The following is a 17,495-nucleotide window of genomic DNA, read 5'->3' on the forward strand; positions in this document are numbered from 1 at the left end:
GAGTAAACGAATACCCAAGCATGTCGGTGACGATCTGCTCACTGTGCAATGGTCACTATACTATATAGCTATATAGATAGTGGCCATGCGGTAACCGGGCAACGAAAACGTAGCCAGTACAGCTGCAATGTGAAAGATAACGGATAAGGATATAGCGGAAAATTGGAACTGAGAATCTATAATGAGTGACTATAAAGACACCCTGAATTTACCGGAAACAGGGTTCCCCATGCGCGGGGATTTAGCTAAGCGCGAACCAGATATGTTGAAACGTTGGTACAAGGAAGGTTTGTATCAGGCAATCCGAAAAACAAAGTCTGGCAAGAAAACGTTTATTTTGCATGATGGCCCTCCTTATGCAAATGGCGATATTCATATTGGTCACTCAGTTAATAAAATTCTCAAAGATATTGTTGTTAAGTCCAAAGGGCTATCAGGCTACGATTCGCCTTATATTCCCGGTTGGGACTGCCATGGTTTGCCAATTGAGCTCAAGGTTGAGCAAATTATCGGCAAGCCGGGGGAAAAATTTTCCGCTGCTGAATTCCGTGCTGAGTGCCGTAAATATGCGATGACCCAGGTCGAAACACAAAAAGCGGGCTTCAAGCGTCTGGGTGTGCTGGGCGACTGGGACAAACCTTACCTGACGATGGATTTCAAAACAGAAGCAGACATCATTCGTGCTCTGGGTCGCATCATCAAGAATGGTCATTTGCTGAAAGGTGTGAAACCCGTCCACTGGTGTACTGACTGTGGCTCCTCTCTCGCCGAAGCGGAAGTGGAATACTACGACAGAACTTCTCCTTCCATTGATGTGAGTTTCCCTGCCGTTGATGCAGATGCCGTGTATGCCAAATTTGGTGTGCAACCTCAGGGGCTGCCAGTTTCTTTGGCCATCTGGACAACCACACCATGGACATTGCCTGCCAACCGTGCAATTTCGTTGGGTGCAGAAATCACCTACCAATTGGTCAAAGTGGACAATGAATACCTGATCCTGGCGGCTGAGCTGGTCGAACAGGTCATGCAACGCGCAGGTATCACATCATGGGAAGCTGTCAGCAACTGTACGGGCGCCGATCTGGAACTGATGCGCTTCAACCATCCATTCATGGGCTTCGACGCACCAGCCATCCTTGGTGATCACGTTACGCTTGAAGCCGGTACCGGTGCAGTGCACACCGCAGGTGGCCATGGGCCGGACGACTACTCCATCAGCCTGAAATACGGCCTTGAGATAGCCAACCCTGTGGGGCCGAATGGCTGCTACATCTCTGGCACTTATCCGTCTCTGGATGGTGTATTTGTCTTCAAGGCGAACGATATCATCGTCGAACTGCTGAAAGAAAAAGGCGCATTGCTGAGTCTGCACAAAATCCAGCACAGCTACCCTTGCTGCTGGCGCCACAAAAAACCGATTATTTTCCGTGCAACACCTCAGTGGTTCATCAGCATGGATAAAAACGGTCTGCGTGAGCAGTCCCTGAAAGAGATCAAAGACGTTCAGTGGATACCGGGCTGGGGACAAGCGCGTATCGAATCCATGGTAGAAAATCGCCCTGACTGGTGTATTTCCCGTCAGCGCACTTGGGGCGTGCCCATGTCTCTGTTTATTCATAAAGAGACTCAGGAACCTCATCCGCGCACCGTCGAATTGATCGAAGAAGTCGCCAAGCGCGTTGAAATCGATGGCATTCAGGCTTGGTGGGATCTGGACGCAACAGAACTGCTGGGTGATGAGGCCGCTGATTACATCAAAGCTCAGGATACCCTGGATGTCTGGTTTGATTCAGGAAGCACCCATTCTTCCGTAGTTGATACCCGTCCGGAATTCCACGGCCATGCTGCCGATATCTATCTGGAAGGTTCTGACCAGCATCGTGGTTGGTTCATGTCCTCACTGATGCTGTCTACTGCGATTAAAGGCAAAGCCCCTTATCGCCAAGTGCTGACACATGGTTTCACCGTTGATGAACAAGGCCGTAAAATGTCCAAGTCCATCGGCAACACCGTCAGCCCACAAGATGTCATGAACAAACTGGGCGCAGATATTCTGCGTTTATGGGTTGCCTCCACTGACTATAGCGGCGAAATCGCTGTTTCTGACGAGATCCTGAAGCGTTCTGCTGATGCTTACCGCCGTATCCGCAATACCGCCCGCTTCCTGCTGGCAAACCTGAATGGTTTCAACCCAGAGCAACACATGGTCAAAGCCGAAGATATGGTTGTTCTGGATCGCTGGGCAGTGGGCCGTGCTCAAGCGGCACAAGCCGATATCCTCAAATCTTATGACGAATACGATTTCCACTCTGTGGTTCAGCGTTTAATGCAATTCTGCTCCGTGGAAATGGGTTCTTTCTATCTGGATATCATTAAAGATCGCCAATACACCGCGAAAGGTGACAGCCTTGCCCGTCGCAGCTGCCAGACAGCATTATTCCATATCGCTGAAGCGCTGGTCCGCTGGATGGCACCCATTCTGTCTTTCACCGCAGATGAAGTCTGGAATGAACTGCCGGGTGAACGCGCTCAGTATGTCTTCACCGAAGAGTGGTATGAAGGACTGTTCGGTTTGGCAAGTGGCGAAGATATGAACGATACTTTCTGGGCTGAGCTGCTGGAAGTACGCGGTGAAGTCAACAAAGTTCTTGAGCAGGCCCGTGCTGATAAACATATCCGCAGTTCACTGGAAGCCGCTGTCACGCTTTATGCTGATGAAGCACTGGCAGGAAAACTCAACAAACTGTCTGACGAATTGCGTTTTGTCCTGCTGACTTCTCGGGCTGATGTAGCGGCATATGCAACTGCGGGTGACGATGCACAGCAAAGCGAGCTTGCTGGCCTGAAAGTTTCTTTCCGCAAAGCAGACGGTGAGAAATGCCCACGTTGCTGGCATTATTCTAAAAATGTGGGTCTGGTGGCGGAACATGCAGAACTTTGCGGCCGCTGTGTGATTAACGTTGCCGGCAACGGTGAAGAGCGTAAATTTGCCTGATGAATAAGCCCATTTGTTCCACCGGACTTCGCTGGCTTTGGCTGGTTGCTGTGGTATTGATATTGGATTTGGGAAGTAAGTACCTAGTACTGCAAAACTTCTCGCTATACGAATCCATTCCGTTGATGCCTTATTTCAATCTGACTTATGCTCAGAATTTAGGGGCTGCTTTCAGCTTTCTGGCTGATAAGGGTGGCTGGCAGCGTTGGTTCTTTGCCTTGGTTGCAACCGTCATTACCCTTGTATTGATGGTCATGATGTACCGTTCCAGCGCCAGACAAAAACTGAGCAATATCGCCTACGCTTTAGTCATTGGTGGGGCATTGGGGAATTTATTCGATCGGCTGGTACATGGGTTTGTTGTCGATTTCATCGATTTTTATGTCGGGGAATGGCACTGGCCGACCTTTAACATCGCAGATTCAGCAATCTGCATCGGGGCGGCCCTCATTATCATAGAAAGCTTTATCGGTCCGAATGACAAGCAACGGGATGACAACCCACTGAATGACGAGCAAAAAGCGCCAAAAGCCTAGTCATTCAAAGAATGATAATAAATCAGCCCCGGTTAACAAAACTGGGGCTGATGATTTCATACTGTCATACGGTATACTTGTAATCACTTTTTAAGCAAAAGGTCTGAGCAACATGTCAATGCAGGCGCAAGCGCATAGTGCTGTTTTATTACACTTCACATTAAAGCTGGATGATGGTTCAACAGCAGACTCGACTTACAGCCAAGGCAAGCCCGCATTATTCCGCCTTGGTGATGGTAGCCTCTCTACCCCATTGGAGCAGCAACTCCTTGGATTGAAAGCGGGTGATAAACATCAATTCACGCTGGCGGGAGAAACCATTTTTGGTAAACACAATCCTGATTTGGTGCAATACTTTACTCCGCGTGATTTCGCTGATGCCGGTACGCCAGAAGTTGGAACCATCATGCTGTTTACAGCCATGAACGGCAGTGAGATGCCGGGGTTGATCAAAGAAGTCGCTGAAGGCTCCATCACTGTTGATTTTAACCATCCGCTGGCTGAACAGAACATCACTTTTGATATTGAAGTGTTGGAAATTGACCCTCAGTTGGAGGAAACCCATGCAAATATTGCTGGCTAACCCTCGTGGTTTCTGTGCTGGTGTAGATCGTGCCATCAGCATTGTAGAACGTGCACTAGAATTGTACGGCGCGCCCATTTATGTGCGCCATGAAGTTGTGCACAACCGTTATGTCGTTGATAACCTGAGAAAACGTGGCGCTATTTTCATTGAGGAAATATCTGAAGTTCCTGATGGTGCAATCCTGATATTTTCAGCTCACGGCGTCTCCCAAGCCATTCGCGCAGAAGCCCGCAGCCGCAACCTGACCATGTTGTTTGATGCTACCTGCCCGTTGGTCACTAAAGTACATATGGAAGTGGCAAGGGCAAGCCGTAAAGGCAAAGAAGCGATTCTGATTGGTCATGCCGGTCATCCTGAAGTGGAAGGCACGATGGGTCAATATAATAACCCTGAAGGCGGCATGTATTTGGTGGAATCACCGGAAGATGTCTGGAAGCTGCAAGTGAAAGATGAAAACAATCTTTGCTTCATGACGCAAACAACGCTTTCTGTCGATGATACATCCGAAGTGATTGACGCACTTAATGCCCGCTTTCCAAAAATTATCGGCCCACGTAAAGATGACATTTGCTACGCCACCACCAACCGCCAGGAAGCTGTTCGCGATTTAGCTTCCGGAGCTGATGTCGTTTTGGTCGTTGGTTCCAAAAACTCATCAAACTCAAACCGGCTGGCCGAATTGGCACAGCGCGTTGGAAAACCAGCTTATTTGATTGATTCTGCGGATGATATCCAAGAAGAATGGATTGAAAAAGTGAATGCGATCGGTGTCACTGCGGGGGCATCAGCACCGGATATTCTGGTACAGCAAGTGATTGAACGCCTGAAAATGCTTGGTGCGAAAACAGTTAATGAATTGCATGGTCGCGAAGAAAATATTGTTTTTGAAGTCCCCAAAGAACTGCGGGTTGAAGTGAAAGAGATTGATTAAAATCACGTTGCTGAATCTTTCAATCACTAAAATATTAAATAGGTCTATCATCATAAATTCAGATAGTAATGATAGACCTCATTATTCATGCATTGAATGATCACTCTCATTTTTAATAAAAAGTCAGAATCAACATCCATAATTTCATTGTGATTTTTGCAATTGTCATTCCGCACAAATGTTTCAATTGAGTCTATACTTTAAATTACTAACGGTTACTGGCTCAGCATCGCTTATCATTGTTAGTACATAATCCAGGCCATGGTGAAATCCCCAAAATTCAGTGTAATCATAGTGGCCTTCTTCCGCTAATTTTGCAGCACTCACTTCCCTTCGTGCAGCGTAATTATACCAATCCTTCACACTACTCATGCGATGGTGCCAATCATGACACACCAGTGATCCCTGTACTACCAGCATTCTGATAGGCAAATGATAGAATAAATGCCGGACAGACCACATTATCCATTGAGGCCAACATTTTACAGCAAAGCTCCCGGGACAAGGTGAGCCACAGAAACGCGCCAAGGAATTATTGATATGACTATCACGAATAGTTTCTTTTTCTCTGCGTAATAACCAAACATGTTCCGTGATTAAATGTAATAACGATGCAATTTGATAAACTATGACATAGGGAATAATAATAAATAAAAAGAAAAGCATTATTCCTATATGCCAAGCCAGATAACCTAAGGCAAAAAGTTGAATGATCGTCATAAGCAATCTATATTTTGGGACGCCGACTAAATTTGATTTAATCCTGCCCCAAAAATATGACAGATGAAAATATGGGCTTAGTAATGTCAGGAACAAGTTCAGATAGAGCTGTTTTTTAGATTTTCCGGGTAAAAAACCCAATTTATATATTGCAGCCAGATCCTTGTCCTCAGTGGTTGAAAAATCTTTGCCGTGATGCTCATAAATATGAAATTGACGGTATGAATCATACGGTTGAGTAATCAATACGGTAGATAAAATTTCACATAATATTTTATTGCCTGTTTGAGTCGAAAGTAAATTACCATGAACGCCTTGATGAACGATTGTCGCAACAACGTATCGGGCACCAGAAGAGGCAAATAATACACCTATGGAATAAATGATTATGGAAGAGAACAGTGAAATCTGGCTAGTCACAGCCCAATAAATGAATAGCGTTCCGATTATCATCCAGCTAATTGACCAGAAAATCATTTCAATAGAATTTGATTTCCATAATGGCTTTCTATCAGGAATATCCTTTCCCGTTAACCAAGTCCATACACCTTGAAATGGTAAAATTCTGTATGTATCTCTAATAGTCATGGACTCCTTATAAGTATTATTTCCTGTTTTCATAATTTCCTCCTATCTATAATATAGTGGATAAAATATAAAAAACGATTAAACTGACAATAACGCAAATAACAATATTACGAATAAAAAAAGCAAATACAGTAGTGAGCAATGCCCCCAATAAATACGGATTATTGGGTAGCTCTCTCAATTCCCCTTGTTCCATTAATATAATAGGCCCGCATATTGCAATAAGTAAGCAAGGTGCGGAATATTTAAGTGACTCATTTAATATCTTAGGTAACTTTACCGGCATTTTAGGTTCCAAAAAAACATATCGATTAAAAAACACAATACCGGCTAAAACAAAAATCAAAGTCCAGCTCATGTTGACTCCTTGGCTAATCTGGCTACCAATACAGAGAAAAACATTCCACTTATACCTGAAATAATAACAGCCCCTTCAACATGGAAATAAGATAACAACATGGATAAAAACAATGAAAACAAGACCCCAAAAAGCACACTAAGGCTCTTAATCATCGGTACAACAATGGTGATAAAAGTCGCTACAATAGAAAAGTCCAGATGATATTTTGCAAGGTCGGGAATAGTAGAAGCCATAAAAATCCCCAACAAACTAAACAAATTCCAGCAGATATAAAAACATAATCCCGCGCCAATCAAATAACCGGGCGTTAAAGTATTTTTATTTTCTTTAGCACAACTGAGAGCAAATAATTCATCTGTTAGCAGAAAGCCTATTGGCAATCGATAACGCACTTTTAATACAGATACATATTCACGTAAAGTTAACCCATATAGAAAATGTTGCGCAGTGATAAAAAAAACCGAAATAACCAAGGTAAATATACTCGCGCCGGACGCTAATAATCCCAGTGTGACTAATTGTGCAGCCCCTGCAAATAAGATGGCAGACATACCAATGCTCTGGCCGATAGTCAGACCGGATTCCACAGCGACAGATCCCGCTAATATTCCCCATGGAATAACGGATAAGCAGAGTGGTAACATATTATACACACCAGACCAAAACCCTTTCCAAGCAGAAGTGATTGGCTGAGTATCTGTATCAGAACCGAAGAGCGATTTTTCCATAATTCAATATACATCAATAAGGTGAGAAGCAATCATTGTGAAATTAGATTACGAATAGACTGTGCCGGAGTATTGGATAAAATTGCGTTGCAACAGCCTGTTAGTTTATTAATGTATTTGTTTTTTGGAGGTTCAATTTAAATATATTAATGAGATTCTTTTAGAGAGCGTACAAACTTACCCGGCGTAATACCTAAGGCATTTTTAAAATGGCGGTTAAAATGGCTTTGATCAGAGAAACCACAACGAAGAGCAACATTCAATATGGAATCCCCCTCTGTTAATAATCTCCGGGCCATACGTAAACGCGCTAAAATCAGATAAATATGAGGCGTCACACCGATAGCTTTCTTGAATTGCCGTAAAAAATGCCATGGACTTAATTGCACCATATCAGCTAACTGATTAAGAGATATGTCATTTTCAGGGTGGGAATCAATATATTCTTTCGTCAGAAATATCTGTTTTTCAGAATCAGACAATGTCTGCTCGGCAATATAAGTTTGACCATATCGCATCACCAACCATGCAAGTGAAGAAAGCAGCATCGTTTCTTTAAACAATGTATTACCATTCTGCGCCAGCAGATTAAACGTCATGCGCAATTGCTCAGATAACCCCGGATCATGTACAACCGCAGACGGAAACCAGGGGATTGAGCCATTTTCATATTGAAAATCCCGGGATAACGAACGCAGTAATTCAAGTGATGGGTATATCGCCTGATACGACCAGCCTGTTTGCACAGCAGAAGAGCCAGTATGAATTTCATCTGCGTTGACCAGAATAATATCGCCCTTGGGTGCAATATATTCCGTACCTTTCCGGTGAAAACGCTGGGCACCTTCTTCGATCACCCCGATGCAAAAAGTTTCATGCACATGGCGGGAAAACACTTGATTGCAGTATGTTGCCCTGAGCATTTCCAGCCCATTAAATTCTTTCAGATGAAAAAAATGGGTTTTTTCTTTTACACTTTCTTGTCCAGCCATAAATAACCACCTGATTATAAAATAAATTTTACTTCTTATCCTGAGTGGTTCCTGATAACGCAGTTTCCTGCTTTTGTATAAAATTGCTAGTCCGATTGGGGTAAATGTATTTTATAATTTATTGTTAGATTATGAAATTTGACAATACATATAATATATCTTGAATAATCAAATCTGACATACCCGACATTTTGGCATCCATTGGGTATGGGCATGGATAATGGCATCAATGCCTCCGCTATTTAGTATTTTTATAACTCTTCTTGTGATCCCTGTTTTTCTAATGGTCTTTCTCTAAGGCTGGCTTAGTCAGTCGTTGCCAGTTAAGCTGTGAAATAATTTCGTTTGTCACTCCGGCTACACATAAATTATAGAGAGAAGCGTTATGACTCATTCAGATATTCGCATTGCTATCGTTGGCGCCAGTGGTCGTATGGGGCGCTGCCTTATTCAGTCTGTTCAACAACTGGACGGCATGACACTCGGCGCAGCATTAGTACGTTCCGGCTCTTCATTAGTGGGAACTGATGCAGGAGAACTGGCGGGCATTACGAAAAATGGGGTTATTATCAGTGATGATCTGCATCAGGTGATTGAAAAATTTGATGTCTTAATTGATTTTACACGCCCGGAAGGCACCTTGGCTTACCTCGAGATTTGTCGTCAATATCACAAGTCCATGATTATTGGCACAACCGGTTTTGATGAAGCAGGCAAAAAAGCGATTGAAGACGCATCCCGTGAGATCCCCATTGTTTTTGCTGCTAATTTCAGTGTTGGCGTTAATCTGGTGCTCAAATTACTGGAAAAAGCCGCAACTGTTATGGGGGAATATACTGACATCGAAATTATTGAAGCTCACCATCGTCATAAAGTCGATGCGCCATCAGGAACAGCACTGGCAATGGGAGAATCTATCGCCCATACATTAGGCCGGGATCTCAAAACCTGTGCAGTGTATTCCCGTGAAGGCCATACCGGAGAACGTGATCCCAAAAGCATAGGCTTTGCCACCATACGGGCCGGGGATATAGTTGGAGAACATACTGCAATCTTTGCTGATATTGGAGAGCGAGTAGAGATTAGTCACAAGGCCTCCAGCCGAATGACCTTTGCTAACGGAGCAGTTAAGGCTTCAACATGGCTTAAGGGTAAAAACAATGGACTTTATGATATGAAAGATGTACTTAATCTGGATAATATTTAATAAAATAAAAAATCAATCCATTGTTATAAATGAAATTTATATAGATAACCATTAATAACAATGGATACCATTAAAAAACACTTCATATATCAAATTAACTACTATTTTTACAGATTCAAAGGGGCTTTTTGTTACCTTATTTTCCATAAGTAAGAAAAAACACCCACTTTTTTCGATTTTAAAGTTTTCTGTCACATTAATCGATTATCCATACCGACTTTCCTTATTTTTTCCAGCTGCATTGCCTCAATAGAGACTGATCGGTGCATAAAAGTCTATAAAAATGCCATTTTTTGTAGACAAGCCCACCTCTCATCATTAGAATGCGCGCAATTTGCCAAAATTTTAACAAAAATCATGATTAATATTGATTTCAACCATTAATCATGAATTAATATGCAGTATACACGACTGATTATTCATTTTGGAGGGCGTTTTGATTAAGTCAGCTATATTGGTTCTGGAAGATGGAACCCAATTTCACGGTCGCGCCATTGGGGCAGAAGGTGTGGCTGTTGGAGAAGTAGTCTTCAATACCTCAATGACCGGATATCAAGAAATACTTACTGACCCTTCCTATTCCCGCCAAATTGTTACTCTTACTTATCCTCATATTGGCAATGTCGGCATCAATGCCGCTGATGAAGAATCCCCCACTATTCAAGCCCAAGGTCTGGTTATTCGTGATTTACCTTTAATAACCAGCAACTTCCGCAGTGAAGAAAATCTGTCTGATTACCTGAAACGTCACAATATTGTCGCTATCGCTGACATCGATACACGTAAACTGACCCGACTATTAAGAGAAAAAGGGGCTCAGAATGGCTGCATCATCGCGGGTAATGAGGCAGATGCCCAAATTGCATTGGAAAAAGCAAAAGCATTTCCCGGCTTGAAAGGAATGGATCTGGCAAAAGAAGTGACAACTGAACAACCTTATCAATGGGTTCAGGGCAGCTGGACATTAACTGACGGGCTGCCAGAAGCGAGTAAAGAAGCAGAACTGCCTTACCACATTGTCGCCTATGATTTTGGGGTTAAACGCAATATCCTGCGCATGCTGGTAGATCGTGGCTGCCGTGTTACCGTCGTACCGGCAAAAACCGCCGCAGATGAAGTGCTTAAAATGGCACCGGACGGCATCTTCCTGTCCAATGGCCCCGGCGATCCAGAACCCTGTGATTATGCTATCGACGCAATCAAAACATTCCTGGGCACTGAAATTCCTGTATTCGGTATCTGCCTTGGGCATCAATTGCTGGCACTGGCCAGTGGTGCAAAAACCGTGAAAATGAAATTTGGCCATCACGGTGGTAACCATCCGGTGAAAGATCTGGATCGCGATGTTGTCATGATCACCGCACAAAACCACGGCTTTGCTGTTGATGAAAGCTCACTGCCAGCCAATCTGCGTATCACACATAAATCACTGTTTGATGGCACTTTGCAGGGCATTCACCGTACCGATAAACCTGCCTTCAGTTTCCAGGGACACCCTGAAGCCAGCCCTGGCCCGCATGAAGCCGCTTCACTGTTCGATCATTTTATCGAATTAATCGAACAATATCGTCAATCCACTAAATAATCAGGAGAAGAAGAAAAATGGCAAAACGTACTGATATTAAAAGTATCCTGATCTTAGGTGCTGGCCCGATTGTTATCGGCCAAGCTTGTGAATTCGACTACTCCGGTGCGCAGGCATGTAAAGCCCTGCGGGAAGAAGGCTATCGCGTCATTCTGGTCAACTCAAACCCAGCAACCATCATGACCGACCCAGAAATGGCAGATGCAACTTACATCGAGCCAATACATTGGGAAGTTGTACGCAAAATCATCGAAAAAGAGCGTCCGGATGCTATCTTGCCAACAATGGGCGGGCAAACGGCGCTTAACTGTGCATTGGAATTGGAACGTCAGGGCGTCTTGAACGAATTCGGCGTCACCATGATTGGTGCAACTGCCGACGCGATTGATAAAGCAGAAGATCGCCAGCGTTTTGACAAGGCGATGAAAAAAATTGGTCTGGATACCGCGCGTTCAGGCATTGCCCATACCATGGAAGAAGCACTGGCTGTTGCTGAAGACGTTGGCTTCCCTTGTATTATCCGCCCTTCTTTCACCATGGGCGGAACTGGCGGCGGCATCGCTTACAACCGTGAAGAATTTGAAGAAATTTGTGAACGTGGCTTAGATCTCTCCCCGACCAATGAATTGTTAATCGATGAATCCCTGATTGGCTGGAAAGAGTATGAAATGGAAGTGGTGCGGGATAAAAACGATAACTGCATTATCGTCTGCTCCATTGAAAACTTCGACCCGATGGGAATTCATACCGGTGACTCCATCACCGTGGCGCCCGCACAAACCCTGACCGACAAAGAATACCAAATCATGCGTAATGCCTCGATGGCAGTATTGCGTGAAATTGGCGTAGAAACCGGGGGATCAAACGTTCAGTTTGCCGTAAACCCGAAAAATGGCCGCCTGATTGTTATTGAGATGAACCCGCGTGTCTCCCGTTCATCGGCACTGGCTTCCAAAGCAACAGGTTTCCCTATCGCGAAAATTGCAGCAAAACTGGCGGTTGGCTATACCCTTGATGAATTGATGAATGACATCACGGGCGGACGCACTCCGGCGTCTTTCGAGCCTTCCATCGATTATGTTGTGACCAAAATCCCCCGCTTCAACTTCGAGAAATTCGCTGGCAGCAATGATCGCCTGACAACCCAGATGAAATCGGTGGGTGAAGTGATGGCGATTGGCCGCACCTTCCAGGAATCCTTGCAGAAAGCACTGCGTGGCCTGGAAGTGGGTGCAACTGGATTTGATCCTAAAACCAGCCTGGATGATCCACAATCCCTGACCAAAATCCGCAGTGAATTGAAGAGCGCAGGTGCAGATCGAATCTGGTATGTCGCCGATGCTTTCCGTGCGGGCATGTCCGTTGACGGTATCTTTAATCTGACCAACATCGATCGCTGGTTCTTGGTACAAATTGAAGAACTGATCCGGCTGGAAGAACAGGTTGCAGAACAGGGCGTTAACAGCCTGACCTTTGATTTTCTGCGCCACCTTAAGCGTAAAGGTTTTGCTGATGCTCGTCTGGCGAAACTTGTGGGTATTTCAGGCAAAGAGATCCGTAAGCTGCGCCACGATTACAATCTGTATCCGGTTTATAAGCGCGTGGATACCTGTGCGGCTGAATTTTCTACCGACACGGCTTACATGTACTCCACATACGAAGATGAGTGTGAAGCCAATCCGAACAATAACAAACCGAAAATCATGGTATTGGGCGGTGGCCCTAACCGTATCGGGCAAGGCATTGAGTTCGATTATTGCTGTGTACATGCCTCACTGGCCCTGCGTGAAGATGGTTTTGAAACCATCATGGTGAACTGCAACCCAGAAACGGTTTCTACCGATTATGATACTTCCGACCGTCTTTATTTTGAGCCAGTCACACTGGAAGACGTGCTGGAAATCGTGCGTGTTGAACAGCCAAAAGGCGTTATCGTGCAATACGGCGGTCAGACTCCACTGAAACTGGCCCGGGAACTGGAAGCGGCGGGTGTTCCTATTATCGGTACCAGCCCTGATGCCATTGACCGTGCGGAAGACCGTGAACGTTTCCAGCAAGCCGTTAATCGCCTTGGCCTGAAACAACCGGCAAACGCCACTGTGACCACAATCGAACAGGCAGTTGAAAAAGGTAATTTGATCGGTTACCCGCTGGTCGTTCGCCCATCCTATGTACTGGGTGGCCGTGCAATGGAAATCGTGTATGACGAAGCTGACCTGCGCCGTTACTTCCAGACTGCGGTTAGCGTATCCAACGATGCGCCAGTCCTGCTGGATCGTTTCCTTGATGATGCAATAGAAGTTGACGTCGATGCCATCTGTGATGGTGAACGTGTCTTGATCGGCGGCATCATGGAGCATATCGAACAAGCCGGTGTTCACTCCGGTGACTCAGCCTGTTCTTTACCTGCTTATACCCTGAGCAAAGAGATTCAGGATGTCATGCGCCAGCAAGTTGAAAAACTGGCCTTTGAACTGCGTGTCCGTGGTTTGATGAACGTCCAGTTTGCGGTAAAAAATAACGAAGTTTACCTGATTGAGGTTAACCCTCGTGCAGCGCGTACTGTGCCATTCGTTTCCAAAGCAACCAGTCTGCCATTGGCAAAAGTGGCTGCACGCGTGATGGCGGGTCAATCCCTGCTTGAGCAAGGGGCGATTAAAGAGATCATTCCACCTTATTACTCTGTAAAAGAAGTGGTCCTGCCATTCAACAAATTCCCTGGTGTTGACCCCATTCTGGGGCCTGAAATGCGTTCTACCGGTGAAGTCATGGGCGTTGGCCGTACCTTTGCCGAAGCGTTCTCAAAAGCCATGCTGGGCAGCAACTCCACCATGCACAAACAGGGCCGGGCACTGCTTTCTGTACGTGAAGAAGATAAAGAACGCGTCGTTGATTTGGCGGCTAAATTGCTTAAACAAGGCTTTAAACTGGATGCCACCCACGGTACGGCCGTTGTTCTGGGTGAAGCAGGAATTAACCCGCGTTTGGTCAATAAAGTTCATGAAGGTCGCCCTCATATTCAGGATAGAATCAAAAACGGTGAGTATGACTATATTGTCAATACGACTGCCGGTCGTCAGGCGATTGAAGATTCAAAGCTGCTACGTCGCAGCGCACTGCAATACAAAGTACATTACGACACAACCCTGAATGGCGGTTTTGCAACCACGATGGCACTCAGTGCAGATCCGACTGAACAAGTTATTTCTGTACAGGAAATGCACGCCAAGATCACCAAGTGAATGAATAAGGTGAGAGTTCACCATTATTGACTCTCTCTTTTAAGACATGGCTTCCCCAAAGTTGGAAATCCAACGAGTAAGGAAGCTATTTTTATTGAGTATTTAGTTTATTAATAACGCTTAACATTGAAGTCTGTAAATAATCAGCAACAATCATAATAGGTATCTTTAATTATAGGGAGTCAAATACCGTGCCAAACGTCATGTTAAAGCGTAAATACTTAACCCACTCAGAAATTGAGGTACTGCTTGAGGAATTGGGAAAACATCCCCATGCTGACCGTAATATCTGCATGATATTCATGGGATTTATCCATGGATTTCGGGTATCTGAGTTACTTGGATTGAAATTGTCTGATCTCGATTTGGAGGGAAAAAAGCTTCGTGTGCAGCGCCTTAAAAATGGTTTTTCCACAACCCACCCGATGGTAGCGCGAGAAATTCAGCTCATACAGAAGTGGCTTTCTCTGCGAAAACGTTACAAAAACAGTGATGAAAGCGATTGGCTATTTTTGTCACGAACCGGAGCGCGCATGTCGCGCCAGCAATTTTATAAAATCATTCGCCAGACGAGTTTAAAGGCAAATTTAGCAGTTTGCGCGAATCCGCACATGTTGAGACATTCTTGTGGTTATGCGCTGGCGGATAATGGTGTGGATACCCGCTTGATTCAAGACTATTTAGGGCATCGGAATATTCGTCACACTGTTCGCTACACCGCAAGTAATGTGGGTCGTTTCAAAACGATATGGCAAGAAAATGGAAAACGAAAATTGTCAACAATTAGAACCAAACTGTTAACACAGGACGATTAATCTTAGTTTTGTTATTATTTTGGATTATTATTCCAACATAACAAATAACTGTAATTTATAAGGCTTTCGATATCAAACAATGTAAATAATGGTTCAATTTGTCATGAAAGTGGAAGAGCAACAATAGGAAAGGTATGTCATGTGAATGTGAAAGAGAGGAGATTTTTTTTAGGCGATAATCAAATAGTTACTTTGATTTTTATTGATAAGGTGACAATAAGTGGAGATAAAAAAGTGGGATAATTTGTAGGTTAACAGTTTGGTTCTAATTGTTGACCAAATAGGGCTGTTGAAGTCTGTAATTCAATAGATTTTTGTTCTAAAAAAGCCATTCCTTATTCAGGAATGGCTTCAATACAGATAAACCCAATTTTTGTCATTAAAATCAAACCAATGCTATAAACCCAATATTGTTTCCGCCATATAGTCATACTGATTATTCATATGAACCTGTGGGGAATCAAAGCAATCTTCCAAAAACCAATTTGCGGGGGTCTTTAAAGCAATAGAAATTGAAACCAAGTGCTCCAAACTAATTTTACTCGAGCCTCGTTCATAACGTGACAACTGCTGGTGGCTTACTCCGATTCTGTCTGCCAGCTCTGCTGCTGTCACGCCAATCTCTTTTCTTTTCTTTTGAATTCTTTTTCCTACCAGCATACTGACTTGCATGATGCTTTTACTCTCAATTTATAGATACGTTAAATAAACTATTGCAGTGCCTTCATATTTGCCGGATTGTGGTGAAGCCAAAGTGTGTAATGTTGATTTTAAAGTGAAAGGAGTGCTCGCATTCTTTCCTCTCGTAATAACATTCACTCCGCTTGCTGCATCTTTTTCATTTATTTGTAGAGTCGCATATATTTGTTTATTCGAATCAAAATAGACTTTAGATTCACCATCCATTGATTTGGCACGCAATTTAATTACACTGCTAGCAAGAGCACATTTAAAATAACCATTAACCGTTCGGCTGGCATTATTCACTTCTGAAGCAATCAACTCACCATATTCAATTTCAGAAGGCACATAAATTTCACAAGATTGATTCGGAGGTGGTATTTTACTGCAAGTAGAATTCGGGAATTTTTGGGCATTACCATATCCTGAATTTATATGGGTCGTATAGAATAACCCAACACAATCAGCCTGCTGAGTTATGATAGGAAACGTAACCCGTTTAGGTATACCAAGCTGATTTTTATAAGCCCGCATGACTTCCGCTGTAGTTCTGTATCTATTTGCATTTCCCAGACAGGCCTTTGCATCCATACAAGAACCGAACATACCTGGTTGTTTTCCTGTATATTGAACATCTGGGCCAACATGGCAGTTAACATTTCCATAACAAGGGTTTGGAATATTCTCTTCCTCTGTCCACTCAATGATTTCCATGGTCACCTTAGCTCGCTGGCCTGATGGAACCATATCAACCAACATGACATAAGCACCACCATAAGCGTGTGTGGTACTGACTAAAAACAACAAAGCTGCTAGTTTCAACAACGATTTTGTAATATCGCGCATAACTTATTTTCCAAATAGTATCAAACTGACTAATTATCGTAGATGAAAAACCAGCCAGAATGACTAGTCATAATTAACTTCAAAAGTTGCAATTGCACTGAAATGACCAGCACCAATTTCCTTCCGTTGAATAGCGCTGGGATCAGCTTGTACATAAGCCCGGAATGGAATCACATTATTTCTGCTGTTAGCTAATAATGAGAATTCAGTGGGTTTATTAAACGGCATTGGTGTTCCATCAGGTTTTTCCATTCCAATAGCCGCACCATAGGCTAGACTGCCGGGACTGAATGCCAGCAGCCCCGGTAGTGCCTGACTTGTTTGCCCTGAAAACTTAATCTTTAGGCGTTTTGTTATTCTGGGATCGCAATTCTCTAAATGGAGATTAAATTGCTGACCTGCTGTACGCTGTTTCTGGTAAAGATCCTTATTGTGAATTTCCCCAAAATTCACTTCCATTCTTTGATCTTCTGCCTTTATTGTGCAAGTTGGAGCAAGTACAGTGAACGTGATCCTGACATCTTGACGAAGATTATCTTTTGCATACGTATCTTGCTGACTGCCAATACCGAAAAGAAACAGTGCCGACAATACATATTTGGATAGTTTGATGTTTAATGTCGTCATTATCATTTACCCAACTAGTGTTCAAAAAAGCCATTATGAATAGGTTAATGTTCCG

The 17,495-nt window shown here is 43.8% G+C and carries 15 protein-coding genes; 8 read left to right on the top strand and 7 right to left on the bottom strand.

The features are described 5' to 3' along the window. The first annotated feature begins 181 nt into the window (after positions 1-181). From ileS to ispH, 4 genes are all read left to right on the top strand, one after another. Positions 182-2,995, top strand: coding sequence for an isoleucine--tRNA ligase (gene ileS / locus Xsze_RS01170; RefSeq protein ID WP_038240542.1), 2,814 nt, complete (start codon positions 182-184; stop codon positions 2,993-2,995). Then, complete coding sequence (gene lspA / locus Xsze_RS01175; RefSeq protein ID WP_038240541.1) at positions 2,995-3,531, top strand: signal peptidase II; 537 nt, start codon at positions 2,995-2,997, stop codon at positions 3,529-3,531. Before ileS ends, lspA begins: the two co-directional genes overlap by 1 nt. A gap of 112 nt (positions 3,532-3,643) precedes the next feature. Further along, positions 3,644-4,114, top strand: a complete 471-nt coding sequence (gene fkpB / locus Xsze_RS01180; protein ID WP_038240540.1) for an FKBP-type peptidyl-prolyl cis-trans isomerase — start codon at positions 3,644-3,646, stop codon at positions 4,112-4,114. Then, positions 4,095-5,048, top strand: a complete 954-nt coding sequence (ispH, locus tag Xsze_RS01185; protein WP_038240539.1) for a 4-hydroxy-3-methylbut-2-enyl diphosphate reductase — start codon at positions 4,095-4,097, stop codon at positions 5,046-5,048. The genes fkpB and ispH overlap by 20 nt, the downstream gene beginning before the upstream one ends. Positions 5,049-5,231: 183 nt before the next feature. On the opposite strand, the gene Xsze_RS01190 is transcribed toward ispH, so the two are convergent. The 4 genes from Xsze_RS01190 to Xsze_RS01205 all read right to left on the bottom strand — a co-directional run bounded on the left by Xsze_RS01190 (position 5,232) and on the right by Xsze_RS01205 (position 8,437). Further along, a complete protein-coding gene (locus Xsze_RS01190; protein WP_209435302.1) occupies positions 5,232-6,389 on the bottom strand; it encodes a hypothetical protein in 1,158 nt (385 codons plus the stop codon). Positions 6,390-6,402: 13 nt separating this feature from the next. Next, positions 6,403-6,714 (bottom strand): AzlD domain-containing protein, encoded by a 312-nt coding sequence (locus Xsze_RS01195; RefSeq protein ID WP_038240538.1) that lies wholly within the window; start codon positions 6,712-6,714, stop codon positions 6,403-6,405. Next, the gene (locus Xsze_RS01200; protein WP_038240537.1) at positions 6,711-7,445 is read right to left on the bottom strand and encodes an AzlC family ABC transporter permease; all 735 of its coding nucleotides are present in this window, start codon (positions 7,443-7,445) and stop codon (positions 6,711-6,713) included. Before Xsze_RS01200 ends, Xsze_RS01195 begins: the two co-directional genes overlap by 4 nt. Before the next feature lie 146 nt (positions 7,446-7,591). Then, complete coding sequence (locus tag Xsze_RS01205; RefSeq protein ID WP_038240536.1) at positions 7,592-8,437, bottom strand: AraC family transcriptional regulator; 846 nt, start codon at positions 8,435-8,437, stop codon at positions 7,592-7,594. A gap of 385 nt (positions 8,438-8,822) precedes the next feature. Between Xsze_RS01205 and dapB the strand changes: the two genes are divergently transcribed. The 4 genes from dapB to Xsze_RS01225 all read left to right on the top strand — a co-directional run bounded on the left by dapB (position 8,823) and on the right by Xsze_RS01225 (position 15,286). After that, positions 8,823-9,644 (top strand): 4-hydroxy-tetrahydrodipicolinate reductase, encoded by an 822-nt coding sequence (dapB, locus tag Xsze_RS01210; protein WP_038240535.1) that lies wholly within the window; start codon positions 8,823-8,825, stop codon positions 9,642-9,644. 436 nt (positions 9,645-10,080) lie between these two features. Next, the gene (gene carA, locus Xsze_RS01215; protein ID WP_038240534.1) at positions 10,081-11,229 is read left to right on the top strand and encodes a glutamine-hydrolyzing carbamoyl-phosphate synthase small subunit; all 1,149 of its coding nucleotides are present in this window, start codon (positions 10,081-10,083) and stop codon (positions 11,227-11,229) included. Positions 11,230-11,246: 17 nt separating this feature from the next. Continuing rightward, the gene (gene carB, locus Xsze_RS01220; RefSeq protein ID WP_038240533.1) at positions 11,247-14,471 is read left to right on the top strand and encodes a carbamoyl-phosphate synthase large subunit; all 3,225 of its coding nucleotides are present in this window, start codon (positions 11,247-11,249) and stop codon (positions 14,469-14,471) included. A 203-nt stretch (positions 14,472-14,674) separates the two neighbouring features. Beyond that, on the top strand, positions 14,675-15,286 hold the full coding sequence (locus tag Xsze_RS01225; protein ID WP_099138458.1) for a tyrosine-type DNA invertase: 612 nt from the start codon (positions 14,675-14,677) through the stop codon (positions 15,284-15,286). Between the two features lie 396 nt (positions 15,287-15,682). On the opposite strand, the gene Xsze_RS01230 is transcribed toward Xsze_RS01225, so the two are convergent. The 3 genes from Xsze_RS01230 to Xsze_RS01240 form a co-directional block, all read right to left on the bottom strand. Continuing rightward, the gene (locus Xsze_RS01230; RefSeq protein ID WP_038234977.1) at positions 15,683-15,958 is read right to left on the bottom strand and encodes a helix-turn-helix domain-containing protein; all 276 of its coding nucleotides are present in this window, start codon (positions 15,956-15,958) and stop codon (positions 15,683-15,685) included. An 18-nt stretch (positions 15,959-15,976) separates the two neighbouring features. Then, a complete protein-coding gene (locus Xsze_RS01235; RefSeq protein WP_038234979.1) occupies positions 15,977-16,813 on the bottom strand; it encodes an MrpH family fimbial adhesin in 837 nt (278 codons plus the stop codon). A gap of 63 nt (positions 16,814-16,876) precedes the next feature. Continuing rightward, complete coding sequence (locus Xsze_RS01240) at positions 16,877-17,440, bottom strand: fimbrial protein (protein WP_038234981.1); 564 nt, start codon at positions 17,438-17,440, stop codon at positions 16,877-16,879. Between the last annotated feature and the right edge of the window lie 55 nt (positions 17,441-17,495).

Source organism: Xenorhabdus szentirmaii DSM 16338 (assembly GCF_002632585.1).
Classification (GTDB): domain Bacteria; phylum Pseudomonadota; class Gammaproteobacteria; order Enterobacterales; family Enterobacteriaceae; genus Xenorhabdus; species Xenorhabdus szentirmaii.